Genomic DNA, 18,916 nt, shown 5'->3' with positions numbered 1-18,916 from the left:
GCACGAAACGGCCGAGGCAGGGCGCCCCGCCCAAATCACCCACCTAGAGTCGGTGCCATGACGCACCCAGCGGAAGGCACCGCCCCTGCGAGCCCCGGCGCGCACCCCTCCGGCGCGGGCGGGTCGTACCAATCCGGCCTGACGACGGCCGAGGTCGCGGAGCGGATCGCCCGCGGGCAGGTCAACGACGTGCCGGCGCGCTCCAGCCGCTCGGTGCGGGAGATCGTCCGGGCCAATGTGTTCACCCGGTTCAACGCGATCATCGGCGTGATGTTCGGCATCATCCTGGTGGTCGGCCCGATCCAGGACGGCCTGTTCGGCCTGGTCATCGTCGCCAACACGGCGATCGGCATCGTGCAGGAGCTGCGCGCCAAGAAGACCCTGGACAGCCTGGCGCTGATCGGCGAGGCCCGCCCGCAGGTGCGGCGCGACGGCGCGGCCGTCCAGGTCGCCACCGGCGAGATCGTGCTGGACGACACCGTGCTGCTCGGCATCGGCGACAAGGTCGTGGTGGACGGCACGGTCACCGAGGCGGACGGCCTGGAGATCGACGAGTCGCTGCTGACCGGCGAGCCGGACCCGGTGCACAAGCACCCGGGCGACCACGTGATGTCGGGCTCGTTCGTGGTGGCCGGCGCGGGCGCGTTCACCGCGACCAAGGTCGGCCGGGAGGCGTACGCCGCCAAGCTCGCCGAGGAGGCCAGCAAGTTCACGCTGGTCAAGTCGGAGCTGCGCACCGGCATCGACCAGATCCTGCGGATCATCACGTACCTGCTGATCCCGACCGCGCTGGGCCTGATCGTCAGCCAGCTCGCGGTGCAGCGCCACGACTGGCAGGAGGCCGTCCGGCGGATGGTGGCCGGCATCGTGCCGATGGTCCCGGAGGGCCTGGTGCTGCTGACCTCGGTGGCCTTCGCGATCGGCGTGATCCGGCTGGGCCGCAAGCAGTGCCTGGTGCAGGAGCTGCCCGCGATCGAGGGCCTGGCCCGGGTCGACACGGTCTGCCTGGACAAGACCGGCACCCTCACCGAGGGCGGCATGGACCTGATCGACCTGCGCCCGATCGGTGCCGCGGACAAGGCCCGCCTCGCCGAGGCACTCGGCGCGATCGGCGCGGCCGACACCCGGCCGAACCCGAGCATGCAGGCCGTCATCGAGGCGTACGGGCCGCCGGAGGAGGGCCGCTGGCGGGTGCTGGAGGCGATCCCGTTCTCCTCGGCCCGCAAGTGGAGCGGCGTGCAGCTGCTGGAGCCGGGCGGCGGCGAGGGCAGCTGGCTGCTGGGCGCCCCCGACGTCCTGCTGCCGGCCGGACACCCGGCGCTGGCCGAGGTCGACGAGCTCGGCGCGAAGGGCCTGCGGGTGCTGCTGCTGGGCCGCAGCCCGCTGCCGCTGGACGACCCCGACCCGGCGGCGCAGCTGGAACCGCTCGCCCTGTTGGTGCTCCAGCAGCGGGTGCGCGAGGACGCCGCCGACACGCTGCGCTACTTCCGCTCGCAGGACGTCCGGGCGAAGGTGATCTCCGGCGACAGCGCGGTGTCGGTCGGCGCGGTCGCCGCCCACCTGGGCCTGCCCGGCGCGGAGACCGCGACCGACGCCCGCAAGCTGCCCACCGACCCCGAGCAGCTGGCCGAGGTCGCCGATCGCACCGCGGTGTTCGGCCGGGTCACCCCGCAGCAGAAGCGGGCGCTGGTCGGCGCCCTGCAGTCGAAGGGCCACACGGTGGCGATGACCGGCGACGGCGTGAACGACGTGCTGGCGCTGAAGGACGCGGACATCGGCGTGGCGATGGGCACCGGCTCGGACGCCACCCGGGCGGTCGCACAGATCGTGCTGCTGGACGACCGGTTCGCCACCCTGCCGTCGGTGGTCGCCGAGGGCCGCCGGGTGATCGGCAACATCGAGCGGGTGGCCGGGCTGTTCCTGGTGAAGACCGTCTACTCGGTGCTGCTGGCCCTGCTGGTGGTGTTCACCCAGGTCCCGTACCCGTTCCTGCCCCGCCACTCGACGGTGCTGTCCTCGCTGACCATCGGCATCCCGGCGTTCTTCCTGGCTCTGGCGCCGAACAACGAGCGGGCCCGGACCGGCTTCGTGCGGCGGGTGCTGCGCCTCGCGGTCCCGGGCGGCCTGATCTGCGGCACCGCCACCTTCGTCGCCTACGCGCTGGCCCGCGCCGACCACGCCACGGAGCTGAAGGCGGACACCTCGGTCGCCACCCTGACGCTGTTCATCTCCGCGATCTGGGTGCTGGCGATCGTCGCCCGGCCGTACACCTGGTGGCGGCTGCTGCTGATCGGCGCCATGTCCGGCGCGTTCGCGCTGGTGCTGGTGGTGCCGTGGCTGTCCGACTTCTTCCAGCTCCAGCTGGTCGGCTGGCGCGACCCGCTGATCGGCGTGGCGATCGCGGGCGTCGCCGGGTGCCTGCTGGAGATCACCTCGCGGGTGTTCGTGGAACGGAAGGAGGCCCACCCGGCGTAGGCCTCCCTCCCGCTCGGCGTCACTCGTAGTCGCGCGCCGCCAGCAGCTCGTAGGCCCGGTCGGGTTCGGTGAGCGCGGCGAGGATCTCGAACCGGCGGTGCCACTGCTGGACGGACCAGGCGAGGCCGGCGGCCAGGCCCTCGGGGGTCGAGGCGTGCAGCAGGCCGGGCACCGGCGGGACCTCGAACTCGTCGGCCTCGTCGGCCTCGTCCATGTCCTCGGGGTCGTAGGGCAGTTCGGGCGCGGTGGCGGCCGGGTCCCAGCGCCAGTCCACCCGGGCGTCCTCGCCGTCGGGGCCGACGACCAGCAGTTCCTCGTGCTCCTCGTACACGGCGGGGCAGCCGGGGAGCAGCTCGCGGACCACGGCGGGAGTCCGGTGCAGGGTGCCCTCGGAGAGCACCCGGCCGCCGGCCACCTCGCTGGCCAGCGAGACGTGCAGCCGCTCCGCCAGGGCGGGGGCGAGCGCAGGGTGGACCGGCAGCACCGGGTGGTCGTGCAGCAGCTCGACCAGGTCGGGGGCGTCGGCGACGACCGCGGCGGTGGCGTCGACGATCACCGTGCGATCGTCCCGGCGTCCGGTGCCGTCGTCCAGCGGGGCCAGCGCCCGCACCACGTCCAGGGCCTCCACCCGCTCGGCCGGGAGCGCGGCCAACGCGCTGTAGATGCCGTGCAGTTGGCGGTGGGTGACCTCGGACAGCGGGTCGGTGAGGCGGTCGATCAGCTCCTCGGGGCCGTGCGGTTCGGCGAGCAGCGCGGCCAGCGTGGTGCGCACCCCGAGCGCGTGCAGGAACTGCGGGTCCAGAGTCGTCCGGGCCTCGTCGTACAGACCGCGCAGCAGCGGGTCGGCGCCGGCCGCGCGCAGGCCGGCGGGCTCCCGGCCGTCCAGCACGGGGTGGTCGCGCAGCCACCAGGCGGTGTACGGCGGCAGGTCGGTGTAGGTGCCGTCGGGCAGCAGGGTGCGCACCGGCGTCACCACGGCGTCCCGGTACGGCGGTTGGGCGAGCAGCGCGAGCGCCTCGGGCCAGGCGTCGTCGGCGACCAGGTCGAGGTCGCGGACGGCGAGCAGTTCGGCGGCCACCGGCGGGACGCCCAACTCCCCGGCGTCGTCGGCATGCAGGGCCTCCAGGGCGTCCTCGCACCAGTCGGCGAGGCCGTCGGGCGCCTCGTCGATCAGGCCGGTGGGGGCGCCGCCGGCCGCGCGGTCGGCGGGGGCGGTGGGGTCGAGGCGCTCCAGGTCGTCGGGGTCGAGCACGACGTCCTCGGCGCGCACCAGGGTGAACGCGGTGAGCACCCCGGCCGCGGCCAGCACCTCCGGGCCCCAGCGCTCCAGCAGGTCCTCGTCCACGAACGCGGCCTCGTCCTCGCCCGCCAGGTGCGCCAACGGGCTTTCGGGAAGCAGCAGTTCGCCCGCGCGGGCGAGTTCGCCCTCGTCGTCGGGCAGCGCCAGCCGGGCCAGCCACGGGTACTCGCCCGGGGCCGGCGCGGCGGCCTTCACCACCGCCAGGACGGCGTCCGCGAGGTCCACCGCGGCGTCGTAGTCGTCCTCGCCGAGTTCCAGCGAACGAGCAACCGCGGCACGCAGTTCGGGGGTCTCCAGCAGGCCGGCGGGGGTGGCGGTGGCGGCGCCGAGCTTGGCCAGCAGCGGGTGCGCGGCCTCGGGGTGCGCGAGGCGCAGGTCGAGCAGGTCCAGGGCCTCGGCCAGCGACTCGGGGTAGCCCTCGAAGCCGGTCCAGTCGGCGGCGTCGGACGGCAGCAGCACCCGGCGCGGGCCCGTCACCGTGCGGCCGTCGGCCAGCGGGACGGGCAGCGCGCCGAGCGCCTCCGGGTCGGCCCCGGCCAGTGCCGCGTACAGGCCCCGCCACCACGCGGGGTCGCGCTCCAGGCCGCCCAGCTGGTCGACCACCTCGGCCAGCGGGACCCGGCGCACCCGCAGCGTGCGCAGCTCGGTACGGCGCTCCAGACCGGCCGGCAGCAGGCCGGGGAAGATCGGGGCGAGCGCCTCCACCACCGAGTGGTCGGCACCCTCCAGCACCAGCGCGTCACGCGGGCGCAGCGCGGGGGTGCCCTCCTCGGTGCCGCGCGGGTGCGGCAGGAACGGCGTGCCGGGCAGGCGGTCCAGGATCGCGGTGCGCAGCGCGTTGTCGAGCGCACTCCCGCCGAGCGGGGACGGCACCAGGTCCAGCGAGTGCGCGTCGGCACCACGGGCGCGCAGCAGCTCGGCATAGGCCTCGGCGGCGCGCTCGACCAGGAAGTCGGTCAGCGGGCCGGGCGCGACGTGCCGACGGGTCGGGTCCAGCGGGAACGAGGCGATCAGCAGCGCGGGCACCCCGAGCGGCTCGTCACTCGGCGTCGGGGCGTGCACCACGGCGGCAGTACCCGGCCGCTGCGGCCGGCCCTCCCCGTCCACCGGCACGGCCCAGGTCAGCGTCCACTGCGGCCGGGCCCGCTCCTCGGTGGTGCGATCGGCCAGCAACTCCGCCGACGCCGTGCCGGACGCGCTGACGATCTGCCAGCCGGTGCTGCGCTCCCCGTCGGTGACGGTGACGGTCGGCAACTGCTCCGGCCGCGGCGCCCGCTCGCTACGGGTCAGCGTGCGCACGCCCTCGGCGGTCTCCACCACCACCTCGGCCAGACCTGGCAGCGTCAGCAGCAACGCGTCGTCGATCGCCGCCAGCAGCCGACCCGTCAGGTCCTCGGCGGCACTGTCCCGCAGCGGCAGCACCACCACGGTGTCATAGCCCTCCGGGGCCTGCCCCTGTGCCGGGAACGGTAGCCGCAACAGCGGCACATGCCCCTCCCGGCGCGTCAACTCCTCGGCCAGCTCCGGCCGTTCCTCGACCAGCGCCCGAGCCTCGCCGAGCGACCACCGCACCCCACCGGGGTGGCTCAGCACCGCCGGCTCGTCACTGACGGCCAGCACCGCGGCGAAACCCACCCCGAAACGGCCCACCACCGGCTGCTCGTCCCCGCGCTTCGCGGACGCCCGCAACGTCGACAGCGACTCCACCGCCGCGGCATCCAACGGCGCACCCGTATTGGCCGCCGCCAGCACCCCGTCCCGCAAGGTCAGCCGAAGGCGCCCCGCGGCACCCGCACGGGCCGCCGCATCGGCGGCGTTCTGCGCGAGCTCGACGATCAGCCGGTCCCGGTACCCACCGAGCGCGAGCTCCTCCTCGGCATTCGCGTCCTCCCGGAATCTGGCCGGCGCGGCCGTCCACGCAGCCAGCACGGTGTGCCGCAGCCGAGCCGTGTCGAACACATCCGGCCCCTCGGGGGACGCCGCACTGCCGATGATCCGAGACTCCACGTGCCGAGCCGCCCTTCGCGTGGTCTGCGTACGAGTCGGCATTCTGCCAGTGCTTCCCGACAGGGCCCGACGGGTGCGAGGGTGCGAAACCGGGGAGAGCACCACCGGGGGCGCGTGGGGGTACCTCCCGGCCCGCCAGGGCTGGGGGAGAACTGCGCGACAAGCGCACACCACGTCCGCAAGGTCGCGATCAAGTGCAGGTCATTGCCCTGCGTCGCGATCTTGCGGTGGGGTGCCTTCCGCTGCGCGCAGTTCCACGCGCCCCCGGTCTCGCGCCCGCCCGCTTTCGCGCCCAGCCCCTACGAGTGCCCGAGCTCCTCCGCGGGAGCGTCCGGCTCGACGGAGCCCGAGTCGCGGTCCGGGTGGATGTGCAGCGGTTCGACCACCGTCTCGTCGAGGATCAGCTCGGAGGGCACCGGCGGAGCCGGCAGCACCGCGGCCTCGGAGTGCGCCCCGCAGCCGTACGCGAGCGAGACGACCTGCCCGTCGGCGGGGCTGAACTCGTTGCCGCAGACCCCGAAGGCCTGCCCGAGCGAGCCCCCGATCGGGATCAGGAAGCCGCAGGTGCTGCAGGAGGCCGGCGCGGACTGCGCCATCGGTGTCTGCGGCCCGAACGCGGTCTCCCAGCGTTCGGCGGCCTGGTGCAGGCCCATCCGGGAGAGCACGCGGGGGCGGCCCAGGCCCAGCTCGTCGGCCACGGCACCGATCTCGGCGCGGGCCGGCGGCGGCTGGATCCCGGCCTCGGTGATCACCAGGTCTTCCTCGGCGGCTTCGACCAGCGCCGAGTTGGGGGCGGGCTCGTCCTCGCCGGTCCAGCCGGGTTCGAGGCGCAGGTCGTCCGCGCCGGTGGGCAGCAGGTCGCCGGGGCCGAGGTCGCCGGGCAGCAGGCGCTCGCTCCACGGCACCCACTGGGGGGCGAGGACGGCGTCGGGGCCGGGCAGCAGGGCGATCTCGTCGAGGGTGACGTTCTTGGCGCGCGGGGCGCGGGCCACGGTCACCGCCCAGTGCCAGCCCCGGTAGGCGGGGTCGAGGCACTCGAAGGTGTGGGTGACCAGGCGCTCGGCGTCCGCGTTGGCCTTCAGGTGGGAGCCGACGACGGACTGTCCGACGCTCTCCACGGCTGCCTGGCGGGCGAGATCGACGGCCTCGGCACAGAGCCGGTCAGGGGTACGGCTTCGCATCGCAGCACTCACGGCGTCGGTTCTCTCCCAGTCCTGTCATCCTGCGGTCTGTCCCGAGACGGCCCCCGCATGGGCGGGCTCGCGCCGGTTGCCGCTGCCACGTCGCCAGAGCAACCCCCGCTGACGCGGGACCGATCCATTCTGCTCGACCGGGGACCGCTCCGTGGCCGGGCCGCGCCGCCCCGGTCGGCCACCCCCTGCGCAGGCCGGGCAGGCGCGTAGTGCAGGCTACCCGCCGGTCGGCGGTGGAGCACAGTCCGGGGCCGTGGCCGCGGGCGCGCCGTGCCGCGGGCAATCACTCGTACGGCGTGTGTTTGTCGGGCAGGATGGGCTTGTGGCGGAGGAGAACCCGCCGCAGCACGGACTGCGCCCCGGGCAGGACGAGAACCGGCCGGAGCCGTCGAACGCGCCGCGGCAGCATCCCGTAGCCCCCGGCGAGCCGGAGGCGGACGAGCCGCGCCCGACCGCCCATCAGGACGGGCCGGAGCCGCCGACGGTGAAGCCGCGCGGCGTGTGGGCGCGGGGCGCGTCGGCGGCGGGGGTGCGCACGGGGCGGGTGGTGCAGGGCACGGGGCGGCGGATCCGGCGGGCGACGTCCGCGGAGGGCGCGGGCGAGTCGGGCCTGGCGAAGCTGATCGAGCTGCACGCGCTGAATTCGTTCGGCGACATGCTGATCACGGTGGCGCTGGCGTCGACCATCTTCTTCTCGGTGCCGACCGGTGAGGCCCGCGGCCGGGTGGCGCTCTACCTGGTGATCACGATGGCGCCGTTCGCGGTGCTGGCCCCGGTGATCGGGCCGCTGCTGGACCGGCTGCCGAACGGCCGGCGTTCCGCGATGGCGATGGCGATGCTGGCCCGGGCGGTGCTGGCCTGGGTGATGGCGGGTCTGGTGCCCGGCGGCGGGCTGGCCCTGTATCCGGCGGCGCTGGGTGTGCTGGTGGCGTCGAAGGCGTACGGGGTGGTGCGCAGCGTGGTGGTGCCGCGGCTGCTGCCGGCCCAGTTGTCGTTGGTGAAGGCGAACTCGCGGGTCACGCTGGCGGGCCTGGTGGCGACGCTGGTGGCGGGCGGGGTGGGCGGGCTGCTGCACCTGATCGGGCCGGACTGGCCGCTGCGCGGGGCGTTCGTGGTGTTCGTGATCGGCACCCTGATGGCCTTTCATCTGCCGCACCAGGTGGACTCGGCGAAGGGCGAGCAGCGGGCGGAGCTGCTCGCGGAGCCGTCCGAGCCGCGCCCGAAGGGGGTGCTGCGGGCGGTCGGGCCGTCGGTGATCATGGCGTTGCGCGGGGTGGCGGGGCTGCGCTGGCTGGTCGGGTTCCTGGTGATGTTCCTGGCGTTCCTGATCCGCAAGAACCCGCCGGGCGGGCTGCCGGAGACGGTGGCGCTGGGCATTGTCGCGGCGGCGGCGGGCCTGGGCAACGCGCTGGGGTCGGTGCTGGGTTCGTGGCTGCGCACCCGCGGCTCCGAGCTGACGGTGACGGTGATGCTGCTGCTGGCGACGCTGGCGGCGGGCGCGGCGGCGCTCTGGTACGGCATCGTGACGGTGGCGGTGGTGGCGGCGACGGCGGGCATGGCGGCGTCGCTGGCGAAGCTGGCGCTGGACGCGCTGATCCAGCGGGACGTGCCGGAGGCGGTGCGCACCTCGGCGTTCGCCCGCTCGGAGACGGCGCTTCAACTGAGCTGGGTGGTGGGCGGCGTGGTGGGCATCTCGCTGCCGTTGAACGCGGTGCTGGGGCTGTCGCTGGCGGCGGGGGTGACGGCGCTGACGCTGGTGTGGACGTTCCGGTCGCTGCTGCGGATCGGGCCGCGCCGGTCGGCGGCGCGTCCGCGCGTGGCGTAACCTCGCGCGACTCGGCCACCCCGCTGTCATGTGATCACCGAAGGCGAGTAGCCTCTTGCGCATGAGCCTCAGCACCAGCGTCACCGCCGGACTTGCAGCCGCCACCGTCGTCGGTGCCGGCCTCGTCGGTTTCGGCGTCTTCCAGGCCGTGGACAACGGCAAGCCGCCCAAGAACGAGGCCACGCTGGTCGTCGGCACCTCGTCGGTCCAGGCGGAACCGACCTGCTTCAACGGCGGCAAGGCGATCTCCGACTCCGAGCTCGCCAAGTGCGCCCAGCAGGCCTCGAAGGACTCCGAGCAGAAGAAGCTCACCAACCTGGACGTGCGTGCGAGCGACCGGGTCGGCGTCGGTGTGCCGAAGGACCTGGCGGACAAGGGCTGGTACGCGTTCACCGGCTCGGGCCAGAACCGGACGCCGATCATCACCGGCGCCACCGGCCTGACCTACTCGGGTTCGGTGTCGGCCTCCGGTCTGATGACCAGTGACGACGTGACCATGGTGACGGTCGCCGCGGTCGACAAGGACACCAACGAGTACTACGCGGTGTGGTTCTTCAACCTGAACAACCAGAAGAGCTGACTTACCGGTCGATGACCGCTGAGCGCGACGACGAGCAGTCCGGCCCCGCCGCCGGACTGCTCGTCGTCGTTGCCGTGCCCGCGGAGGCCGAGGCGGTCCGCCGGGGGCTGGGCGAGGGCGCGCCGGTCGAGGTGCTGGCGGCGGGTGTCGGCCCGGCCGCCGCGGCGGCCGGTACGGCGGTGGCGCTGGCCCGCGGCCGGTTCCGGCTGGTGCTGTCGGCGGGCATCGCGGGCGGTTTCGCGCCCGCCGCGCCGATCGGGTCGCTGGTGGTGGCGGACGCCCTGGTGGCGGCCGACCTGGGCGCCGAGACCCCGGAGGGCTTCGCCGACGTCACCGAGCTGGGCTTCGGCACGGTGCGGCACGCGGTTCCGGGCGGCGTGGTGGAGCTGCTCGCGGCGGCCACCGGCGGGGCGGTCGGCGAGGTGCTGACGGTCTCCACGGTGACGGGTTCGGCCTCGCGCGCCGAGCAGCTGAGGGCACGTCACCCGCGGGCGCTGGCCGAGGCCATGGAGGGGTTCGGGGTGGCCGAGGCGGCCGCCCGTTTCGGGCTCGCGGCGGGGGAGCTGCGGGCCGTGTCCAACACCGTCGGGCCGCGCGACCGTGCGGCGTGGCGGATCGGTGAGGCGCTGGCTGCCCTGGAGCGGGCCTTCGCGGCGCTGCCGGTGTCCCGTCTGCTCCAGGAGGTCTGATCGATGGCCGAGCGGCTGAGTGTCGCCTACTCGCCCTGCCCGAACGACACTTTCGTCTTCCACGCCTGGGCGCACGGCCGGGTCGCGGGCGCGGACGCGCCCGAGGTGCGGTTCGCGGACATCGACATCACCAACGGGCTGGCCGAGCGCGGCGAACTGGACGTCCTGAAGATCTCCTACGGCCAACTGCCGTGGGTGCTGGACGAGTACGCGCTGCTGCCGTGCGGCGGGGCGCTCGGCCGGGGCTGCGGACCGCTGGTGCTGACCGCCGGGCCCATCGACGCGGCCGGGCTGGCCGGGAAGCGGGTGGCGGTGCCGAGCGAGCGTTCGACCGCGTACCTGCTGTTCCGGCTGTGGGCGGCCGAGGCGGTGCCGGGCGGGTTCGGCGAGATCGTGGTGCTGCCGTTCCACGAGATCATGCCGGCCGTACGGGACGGCCGGGTGGACGCCGGCCTGGTGATCCACGAGGCCCGGTTCACGTACCAGCAGTACGGGCTGCACTGCCTGGCCGACATGGGTGAGGCCTGGGAGGCGGCGACCGGGCTGCCGATCCCGTTGGGCGCGATCGTGGCCCGGCGCTCGCTGGGCGCGGAGCGGCTGCGCGAACTCGCCGCCACCGTGCGCTCCTCGGTGCGGCAGGCCTGGGCGGACCCGGCGGCCTCCCGGGAGTACGTGCTGGCGCACGCCCAGGAGATGGACCCGGCCGTCGCCGAGCAGCACATCGGGCTGTACGTCAACGAGTTCACCGCCGACCTCGGCGAGGACGGCTACGCGGCAGTGCGCGGCCTGCTCACCCGGGCCGCCGAACAGGGACTCGTCCCCGCCGTCGACCCGGGCGCGCTGGCCTTCCCCTGACGGGGAGTGCGGCCGCTCAGACGTCGAACTGGTCGGCGATCGCGCGCAGCACCATGGCGATCTTCTGCCCCTCCGGCTTGCTCGGGTAGCGGCCGCGCTGGAGGCCCGGCAGCACGCTGTCCAGCTTGGTGATCAGATCCTGCACGATCGGGGCCATGTCGTCGGCGCTCTTGCGCTGGTTCACGGCCACCGACGGCAGCGCGTCCAGCAGCGTCACACTCATCGCCTGGTCGCCGCGGTGGCCCGCGGCGATGCCGAACTCGACGCGCTGCCCCGGCCTCAGGGTGGTGACGCCCGCGGGCAGCGCCTTGGTGTGGACGAAGACCTCGCCGCCGTCGTCGCGCGACAGGAAGCCGTAGCCCTTCGTCTCGTTGAACCACTTGACCTGGCCGGTGGGCATCTCGAAAAGTCCTCGGTGTCGGGTGCGAGCGACCTCGTCGGGTCGCGGATGGATGTACGGCTCGGCTGCCGGAACGGGCCGCCGGGGCCGCTCAGTGCGGCAATGATCCCTCAGCGTGCGCCTCAGCGGCGACGGGATTCCGGACCGGGGTGCGGCCGTGCCTCGCGCCTGTCGCGCCCTCCATCGGTCCACACCCCCCATCGGCTCCGGGCGGGCATCCGGGACCTGTCCCGATGGACCAGCCGCTGGTCCGCCCGCGCGATGGCTGCATACCCGGCCCCGACGAGGGTCGAAACTCTTTGCGCGCACCGAGTTGCGCGCTGTGACGCCGGGCCGGTCAGACGGGGTCGGTCAGGTGCCCGCCGAGCCAGCCGAGCGAGGCCGGGAGCATCCGCGACCAGGTGTTGAAGTTGTGCCCGCCGGTGTCCAGGGTGATCGCGTTGACGGTGGTCGCGGTGCCCTTGGCGGCGGCCCGGAACCGCTCCGTCTCGGAGAAGTAGTCGCCGTCACCCTCGCGGCTGCCGCCGACCAGCAGCGCGGTGCCCGGCGCCGGCAGGTGTGCCAGGCGCCAGTTCAGGTCGGCCTCCTCGCGGCGCTGCTGGTCGCCACCGAACAGGTCGCCGGTGGTCGGGTCCTCGGCCGCCTTGTAGTAGCCGGACAGCGACACCGCCGCGGAGAACACGTCCGGGTGCCGCATCGCCAGCTTCAGCGCGCAGTACCCACCGGTGGAGTTGCCGATCACGCCCAGGCTGCCCGGGCCCTCCGCGATCCGGTACGAGGAACGCAGCGCGGCCGGCACGTCGGCGCTGAAGTAGCGGTCGGACTGCGGGCCGCCCGGCACGTCCTCGCACTCGGTGTCGCGGGGCATCGCCGGGGACGGGCGCATCAGCACCAGGACCGTCGGCTTGGCCTTGCCCTCGGTGCTGAGCTTCAGCTGCACCGCCGGGTAGTTCAGCTTGGTGATCAGGTTCTTGGCGTCGCCGGGGAAGCCGGTGATGGCGATCGCCGCCGGGAAGTGCTTGTCCTGGAAGGCGGGCTGGAAGTACTGCGGCGGCAGGTACACATAGCCCTCGGTGGACAGGCCGGTGGCCGCGCCGGGCAGCCGGACCTTCTCCAGCCGGCCGACCTGCGCCGGGTCGCGGCCCAGCGCGCCGGTGTCGCGGACGTTCTCCGAGCTGATCTTCTCCACACCCTTGGTGCGGCCGAGCAGCTGGTTCTGGATGGTCACCGGACCTTCGTCGTTGGTGCCCAGCAGGTCGGCCCAGCTGCTGTAGAAGGCGAAGTAGTTGTTGGCCACCAGGCCCAGCGTGCACATCACGGCAAGCTGAGTGCCGAGGATGGTGGCCAGCCGGCCCAGCACCGCCTTCCAGCTCTGCCTGGCCAGCCGGGGCCACAGCCAGACGGTGCCCGCGACCATCAGCGCGGAGAAAAGTGCCGACAGCGCAAGCACTTTGTGACTGGTCAGACCCATATCCCCGCGCGACCTCACTCCCCGCCGTTTTCCCCCGAAGGATCAGGATGCCTGAGAGTTTCCTGGGAACCCTGAGCGTTCAGGTGGAGCGCGAACCGCCGCGCCCCCGCCGATCGGCGGGGGGCGTACGTGGGAAACTGGCACAAAGACCGCACGAAGGAGTGCAGAAGTGGCCCGTCAGTCCCGCGATGCCGGTGACACCCTGGTCCGCGTCGGCGGAGTGGTGTTCATCCTCGGCACGCTCGCCGTCATCGCGACCTTCGTGCCGTACGTCCTCGACCTGCCGCGCCTGCCGTCCATCGCCTGGGGGCTGTCCATGCTGATGCCGCTCGGGCTGCTGGTGACGCTGGTCGGACTGTTCGCCACCGCCCGCGCCGAGTCCCGCCGGCGGCGCGCCGCCCGGGAGGCCGCGGCCGCACGCTGACCCGCCGCCCGGGAGGCCGCGGCCGCCCGGTGACCCGCCGTCAGGCCAGGTGTGCGGACAGCCAGTCGGGGAACTCGGTGAGGTCGCGCAGCACCACGTCCGCGCCCGCCGCGGCCAGTTCGGCGGCGCTGTACGGGCCGGTGGCCACGCCCACCGCGACGGCCTCGGCGGCCCGGGCACCCCGGATGTCGCCCAGGTGATCGCCGACGTAGACGTTCGCGCCGTGCGCGCGCAGCGCCTCGCCCTTGCCCTCCGCCCACAGATCGCCGAGCAGCACGTCCACCTCCAGCCCGATGCCGTCCAGGTGCCGGCGCGCGTTCGGCTCCCACTTGCCGGTGATCACCAGCACCCGGCCGCCGACCGCCCGCACCGCCGTGACCGCCGCCAGCGCGCCGGGCAGCTCCAGCGAGCCGGGCACCGCGTGCTCCACGTACAGCTCCCGGTAGCGGTCCACCATCGCGTCCAGCTGCTCCGGCGGGAACCAGTGCGCCAGCTCCTGCGCCAGCGGCGGCCCCAGCCGGCTCACCGCCAGCCCGGAGTCGATGAAGGTGCCGGTCTCGGCGGAGAGCACGTCGTAGGTGTCCTTGATGCCCGGGCGGGTGTCGAGGAGTGTCATGTCGAGGTCGAAGCCGACGGTCAGAGCCATGCGATCCAGCCTAACCAGCCACGATTTCCCCCCGGAAAAGCCGGACGAGCAGCCACAATATGGACATACCGCTGAAGTCCGACCCGTGCCGCCGGAGGTCCCTGGTGCCGCCCCCGTTCTCCCGCCGCGCCGCCCTCGCCGGGCTCGGCGCCGCCCTGCTCACCGGCTGCGGCCCGCATCCGGCGCCCGCCGGGCCGCCGCCGCAGACCGCCGACGGCTCGGCGCCGCCCTCGCCCACGCCCAGCCCGACGCCCAGCCCGACGCCGAGCGTCACCGTCAACGGCGCGGACGGGGCAGTCACCGTCCCCGGCGGGGCGACCCGGGTGATCGCCCTGGACACCGCCGAACTGGACTCCGCGATCACCCTCGGCATCCCGCCCGTCGGCGCCGCCAAGTCCCCGCTCGACTCCGGCCTGCCCGACTACTGGCCGGCCTCCTGGCTGGCCCGGATCACCGTGGTCGGCGACATCGGCGGCCCGCCCGTCCCGGCGGCCATCGCCCGCCTGCGCCCGCAGCTGATCCTCTCCAACCGCACCCGCGACGCCGCCCACCTGGACACCCTGCGCGGCCTCGCCCCGACCGTGCTCACCCAGACCACCGGCGCGCCCTGGAAGGAGAACTTCCAGCTGCACGCCGCCGCCCTCTACCGCCACGAACAGGCCGCCGCCGTGGTCGGCGCCTACGCCCGCCACCTCGACCAGGCCACCAGGGCGATCGCCTCCGCCGGCCTCGCCGGGCAGCGCATCAGCCTGGTCCGGTTCGTCGAGGACTCCCCCACCGTCCACCTGTACGCCCGGCAGAACTTCCCCGGCAGCGTCCTCACCGACCTCGGTCTGCCCCGGCCCGACCCGCAGAACACCGACCAGTTCGCCCTCGAAACCACCCCCGACCAGCTCTCCCACGCCGACGGCGACCTCCTGCTCTACTCCGGCCACGGCCACCCCGACCGCAACGGCCTCAACGCCACCCTCGCCTCCCCCGCCTGGCAGTCCCTCGGCGCCGTCCGCGCCCACCGGGCCTTCCCCGTCAACGACCAGCTCTGGTTCCAGGGCATCGGCTACACCGGCGCGCACTTCCTGATCGCCGAACTCCTCCACCTGCTCGGCGCCAGCTGAGACGGCCCGCCGGTACGACACACCGCCGGGGAACCGGACGCCGACGGATCACCGCGCAGGACTCCCCGACGGTCGGCCCACCGAGTGGGGCCCGGAGCCCGGCCGCGGCAACCCTCGACGGCACGCCTCGCGCTACGCCTTGCGCCGGCGCAGCGTCACCGCCAGCAGGAACAGCGCCGTCAGCACCGCCGCCACCCGCAGGACGTCCGGGGCGGCGGCCCAGGTGGCGTGGCCGGCGTCGGTGCCGGGGGACAGCGGGGTGCCCCAACGGCCCTTCTCGCGGCCCCAGTTCCATATCGTCAGACCGGTCACCGTGATCAGCGGGATGCCCAGCACGGCGAACTTCTTCAGTAGGTCGGAGAGTCCGCTCGACAGGTACGCCAGGCCCCAGCCCAGCAGCATCGCCAGCAGCGAACCCGTCACCGCGCCGCCGAGCAGCACCGCCGCGCCGAGCAGCAGCAGTGGCGCGGGCCGCCGGGCCCCGCCGCCGGCCGCCGGGGCGGTGGCGGGTGCGGGCTCCGGAGCAGGAACCGGTTGCGGCTTGCCGAGGAGGAAGCGCAGGGCACGCACCGCCAGGCCCGGACGCGGCTCGGCCGGGGCCGGCGGCTCGGGTTCGGGCTCCGGCTCCGGCTCCGGCTCCGGCTCCGGCGCGGCCTTCGGCTCCGGCTCCTCCGCCGGCAGGTCGAAGTACACCTCGGTCCAGCCGGGGAACACCGAGGTGACGTCGGCGCGGCCACGCCCCTCCGCCCAGTGCGCGGCCCGGTCCACCTCGTCCTGGGACGGCCCGGCCGGCAGCTCGAACTCGACGGGGGGCGGCACCGGCTTGTCGAACTCGACGCGGCGCTGCGGCGGAGGTGTCACCGGCATCGGCGGCGCCGACGGGACGGCCGCCACCGGCGGCGGCTCGGCCGCCGGCGCGGGAACGTACACGCTGTCCCCGCCGTCCGAGCCGTCCGCCGACCCGCCCTCGCGCCACCACGAGCCGCCCGCCATCGCCCCGCCACCCGCCCTCACGTCGTACATCCCGCCGCATCGAGACGGTACCCACCCGCGGCCGCCCGAAGCGAGCCCCGTCCAGTGGACGCCGACGCCCCGCCGGGCCCGGACCGCCCCGGTTTCGCCGGGAGTTCTTCCGCCGTTCTGGGCCTCGGACGGGGGCGTTGACTAGGCTGGACCGGATGACCGCACCGCAGAGCGCGCCGCGCACCACCCGCGCAAGCGCCCCCCGCACGCTGGCCGAGGAACTCCGCGGCCGGGAGGACGACGCTGTCGCGGCGCTGCTCCGGGCCCGCCCCGACCTGCTGAACCCGGTGCCGACCGACCTCACCCAGCTGTCCGCCCGGCTCTCCAGCCGGGCGTCCGTGCTGCGCGCGCTGGAGCGGCTCGACCGCTTCACCCTGCAGACCGCCGAGGCGCTGGCCGCCGCCCCCGAGGGCGCTTCCGAGACCGTCGTGCGCAACCTGCTGGCCGGGCCGGCCCGGGTCAAGCCGCACCCCGGTGCCGACCCGGTGGACCGCGCAGCCGTCACCGCCGCGCTCCCCGGCGCACTCGCCCGGCTGCGCGAACAGGCCCTGATCTGGGGCCCGGACTCGGCGCTGCGGCTGGTCCTCGCCGTCCGCGAGGCACTCGCCCCGAGCGCCACCAACCCGGGCCGCACCGGTCTCGGCCCGACCCTCGCCGAGGCCACCGTCGGCATGTCGCCCGCCCGCCTCCAGCAGCTGCTGGCCGGCGCCGGACTGCCGCCCACCCCCGACCCGGTCACCGCCGTCGCCGCGCTCACCGCCCTGCTCGGCGACCGCAAGCGCCTGACCGCGCTGCTCGACCAGGCCCCGCCCGCCGCCCTCGGCCTGCTGGAACGCCTGGTCTGGGGGCCGCCCACCGGCACCGTCCCGGACGCCGCCCGGCAGGTCACCGCCGACGACGCGCACAGCCCCGTCGAGTGGCTGCTCGCCCGCGGCCTGCTGCTGCCCTCCAGCCCCACCTCGGTGGTGCTGCCCCGCGAACTCGCCCTGCACCTGCGCGGCGGCCGCACCCACCGCGCCGTCGAACCGGCCCCGCCCGCCGTCACCCCCGTCGTCACCCGCGACCCCGCACTCGTCGACCGCACCGCCGCCGGACAGGCCGCCACCGCCGTACGGACCCTCGAAGAGCTGCTCGAAGCCTGGGGCCTCACCCCGCCGCCCACCCTGCGGGCCGGCGGCCTCGGCGTCCGCGACCTCAAGCGCGCCGCCGCACTCCTGGAATGCTCCGAGTCCGACGCCGCGTTCTGGCTCGAACTCGCCTACACCGCAGGGCTGTTGGCCCCCGACGGCGAGATCGACGAAGTGTGGGCGCCGACCCCCGCCTACGACCAGTGGCGACAGCAGGACACCGCCGAACGCTGGACCCTGCTCGCCCGGACCTGGCTCGCCGCCACCCGGGTCGGCCGCCTGACCGGCACCCCCGACGGCAAGGGCCGGCCGCGCGCCGCCCTCGGCCCCGAACTCGACCGCACCCTCGCCCCGTCCGTCCGCCGCGCCACCCTCACCCGGCTCGCCGAACAGCCCCCCGGCACCGCCGCCGGGGCCGACGCCCTGCTGCCCGCCCTGCGCTGGCACCGCCCGCTGCGCGGCGGCCCCACCGGCCCCGACGGCCGCGACCTGCGCGAGACGCTCACCGACTGGACCCTGCACGAGGCCGAACTGCTCGGCATCACCGGCCGCGGCGCACTCGCCGCCCCCGCCCGCGCCCTGCTCGCCGGCACCGACCCCACCGGCGTCCTCGCCCCGCTGCTGCCCGAACCCCTCGACCACGTCATCCTGCAGCCCGACCTCACGGCGATCGCCCCGGGCCCGCTGCTCACCCCGCTCGCCCAGACACTCGCGCTCTGCGCCGACATCGAGTCCAAGGGCGGCGCGACCGTCTACCGCTTCACCCCCGACAGCATCCGCCGCGCCCTCGACGCCGGACGCACCGCCGCCGACCTGCAGGGCCTCCTCGCCCAGCACTCCCGCACACCCGTCCCGCAGCCGCTCGCCTACCTGATCGACGACGTCGCCCGCCGCCACGGCATCCTGCGGGTCGGCGCCGCGTCCTCCTACCTGCGCTGCGACGACCCCCGCCTGCTCGGCGAAGTCCTCGCCGACCGGCGCGCCGCGGAACTGCGCCTACGGCTGCTCGCCCCCACCGTGCTCGCCGCGCAGGCCCCGCCGGACACCCTGCTCACCGTGCTGCGCACCATGGGCTACGCGCCCGCCGCGGAGTCCGCCGAGGGCGACGTGGTGATCACCCGCCCCGACGCCCGCCGCACCCCGCCACGCACCGCCCCCACCCCCGTCCCCGACGGCCCCGCCCGCCCCGACGACACCCTGCTCACCGCCGCCGTCCGCGCCATCCGGGCCGGCGACCGCGCCGCGACCGCCCCCCGCAAGGACGCCGTCGCCGGCCCCGCGAGCGCGGCCGTCCCGCGCACCGCAGCCGCCGATACCCTCGCCTCCCTGCAGACCGCGGTCCTCCTCGGCGAACGCATGTGGATCGGCTACATCAACGCGGAGGGCCTCTCCTCGCAGCGCGTCATCGACCCGGTCAAGGTCGAGGGCGGCTTCGTCACCGCCTACGACCACCTCACCGACGAAGTCCGCACCTTCGCCCTCCACCGCATCACCGGCGTGGCCGAGGTCGACGACTAGGCCCTGTCCGGCCGATCTTGCCGGGCGCGCGGCTCCCCCAGCCCTTGGGGGCTGGGAGGTACCCCCATTTCGCGCCCGGCTGGGCGTGCCGCCGGAACGTCCTCGTCCTGGGTGTACTTGGATGTTTCGGCGGTGCGTCCGTGGGGGCACCTCCCAGCCCGCCAGGGCTGGGGGTGGGGGCACCTCCCAGCCCGCCAGGGCTGGGGGTGGGGGCACCTCCCGGCCCGCCAGGGCTGGGGGCGGATGATCCGGCGTCGCGCGCCCGGCA

14 protein-coding genes are annotated in these 18,916 nt (G+C 74.9%); 8 read left to right on the top strand and 6 right to left on the bottom strand.

What is annotated here, in order from left to right:
• Positions 1-57 precede the first annotated feature (57 nt).
• The gene (locus ACFV18_RS04815; protein WP_380479307.1) at positions 58-2,475 is read left to right on the top strand and encodes an HAD-IC family P-type ATPase; all 2,418 of its coding nucleotides are present in this window, start codon (positions 58-60) and stop codon (positions 2,473-2,475) included.
• Positions 2,476-2,494: 19 nt separating this feature from the next.
• Here the strand turns inward: ACFV18_RS04815 and ACFV18_RS04810 are convergent, their stop codons facing one another.
• Both ACFV18_RS04810 and ACFV18_RS04805 read right to left on the bottom strand, forming a co-directional pair.
• Positions 2,495-5,782 carry a sacsin N-terminal ATP-binding-like domain-containing protein gene (locus ACFV18_RS04810; RefSeq protein WP_380479305.1) on the bottom strand — a complete coding sequence of 1,096 codons (3,288 nt, stop codon included), beginning with the start codon at positions 5,780-5,782 and terminating at the stop codon, positions 2,495-2,497.
• Positions 5,783-6,081: 299 nt separating this feature from the next.
• On the bottom strand, positions 6,082-6,963 hold the full coding sequence (locus ACFV18_RS04805) for a DUF3027 domain-containing protein (protein WP_380479302.1): 882 nt from the start codon (positions 6,961-6,963) through the stop codon (positions 6,082-6,084).
• Positions 6,964-7,459: 496 nt separating this feature from the next.
• On the opposite strand from ACFV18_RS04805, the gene ACFV18_RS04800 reads away from it, so the two are divergent.
• The 4 genes from ACFV18_RS04800 (at position 7,460) to ACFV18_RS04785 (ending at position 10,924) form a co-directional block, all read left to right on the top strand.
• Positions 7,460-8,800: an MFS transporter gene (locus ACFV18_RS04800; protein WP_380479856.1), complete on the top strand. Its 1,341-nt coding sequence runs from the start codon at positions 7,460-7,462 to the stop codon at positions 8,798-8,800.
• A 61-nt stretch (positions 8,801-8,861) separates the two neighbouring features.
• Positions 8,862-9,380, top strand: a complete 519-nt coding sequence (locus ACFV18_RS04795; protein ID WP_380479300.1) for a hypothetical protein — start codon at positions 8,862-8,864, stop codon at positions 9,378-9,380.
• Between the two features lie 11 nt (positions 9,381-9,391).
• Positions 9,392-10,069, top strand: coding sequence for a futalosine hydrolase (locus ACFV18_RS04790; protein WP_380479298.1), 678 nt, complete (start codon positions 9,392-9,394; stop codon positions 10,067-10,069).
• A gap of 3 nt (positions 10,070-10,072) precedes the next feature.
• Positions 10,073-10,924: a 1,4-dihydroxy-6-naphthoate synthase gene (locus ACFV18_RS04785; RefSeq protein ID WP_380479295.1), complete on the top strand. Its 852-nt coding sequence runs from the start codon at positions 10,073-10,075 to the stop codon at positions 10,922-10,924.
• Positions 10,925-10,940: 16 nt separating this feature from the next.
• Here the strand turns inward: ACFV18_RS04785 and ACFV18_RS04780 are convergent, their stop codons facing one another.
• Together ACFV18_RS04780 and ACFV18_RS04775 are read right to left on the bottom strand one after the other, a co-directional pair.
• Entirely contained in the window at positions 10,941-11,324 is a 384-nt protein-coding gene (locus ACFV18_RS04780) for a cold-shock protein (protein ID WP_380479292.1), read from the bottom strand.
• A gap of 337 nt (positions 11,325-11,661) precedes the next feature.
• The gene (locus tag ACFV18_RS04775; RefSeq protein ID WP_380479289.1) at positions 11,662-12,774 is read right to left on the bottom strand and encodes an alpha/beta hydrolase; all 1,113 of its coding nucleotides are present in this window, start codon (positions 12,772-12,774) and stop codon (positions 11,662-11,664) included.
• A 190-nt stretch (positions 12,775-12,964) separates the two neighbouring features.
• Here ACFV18_RS04775 and ACFV18_RS04770 point away from each other — a divergent pair, with 190 nt between their 5' ends.
• Complete coding sequence (locus ACFV18_RS04770) at positions 12,965-13,219, top strand: hypothetical protein (protein WP_380479287.1); 255 nt, start codon at positions 12,965-12,967, stop codon at positions 13,217-13,219.
• 40 nt (positions 13,220-13,259) lie between these two features.
• Here the strand turns inward: ACFV18_RS04770 and ACFV18_RS04765 are convergent, their stop codons facing one another.
• Complete coding sequence (locus tag ACFV18_RS04765; protein ID WP_380479285.1) at positions 13,260-13,865, bottom strand: HAD family hydrolase; 606 nt, start codon at positions 13,863-13,865, stop codon at positions 13,260-13,262.
• A 59-nt stretch (positions 13,866-13,924) separates the two neighbouring features.
• Here ACFV18_RS04765 and ACFV18_RS04760 point away from each other — a divergent pair, with 59 nt between their 5' ends.
• Entirely contained in the window at positions 13,925-14,980 is a 1,056-nt protein-coding gene (locus ACFV18_RS04760) for an ABC transporter substrate-binding protein (RefSeq protein WP_380479283.1), read from the top strand.
• Between the two features lie 132 nt (positions 14,981-15,112).
• On the opposite strand, the gene ACFV18_RS04755 is transcribed toward ACFV18_RS04760, so the two are convergent.
• Positions 15,113-16,003, bottom strand: coding sequence for a hypothetical protein (locus tag ACFV18_RS04755; RefSeq protein ID WP_380479281.1), 891 nt, complete (start codon positions 16,001-16,003; stop codon positions 15,113-15,115).
• Positions 16,004-16,158: 155 nt separating this feature from the next.
• Between ACFV18_RS04755 and ACFV18_RS04750 the strand changes: the two genes are divergently transcribed.
• Complete coding sequence (locus tag ACFV18_RS04750) at positions 16,159-18,648, top strand: helicase-associated domain-containing protein (RefSeq protein WP_380479279.1); 2,490 nt, start codon at positions 16,159-16,161, stop codon at positions 18,646-18,648.
• Positions 18,649-18,916: the final 268 nt, after the last annotated feature.

It is taken from the genome of Kitasatospora sp. NPDC059673, from assembly GCF_042734215.1.
GTDB lineage: Bacteria > Actinomycetota > Actinomycetes > Streptomycetales > Streptomycetaceae > Kitasatospora.
This window is presented reverse-complemented; position numbering and strand designations above follow the sequence as displayed.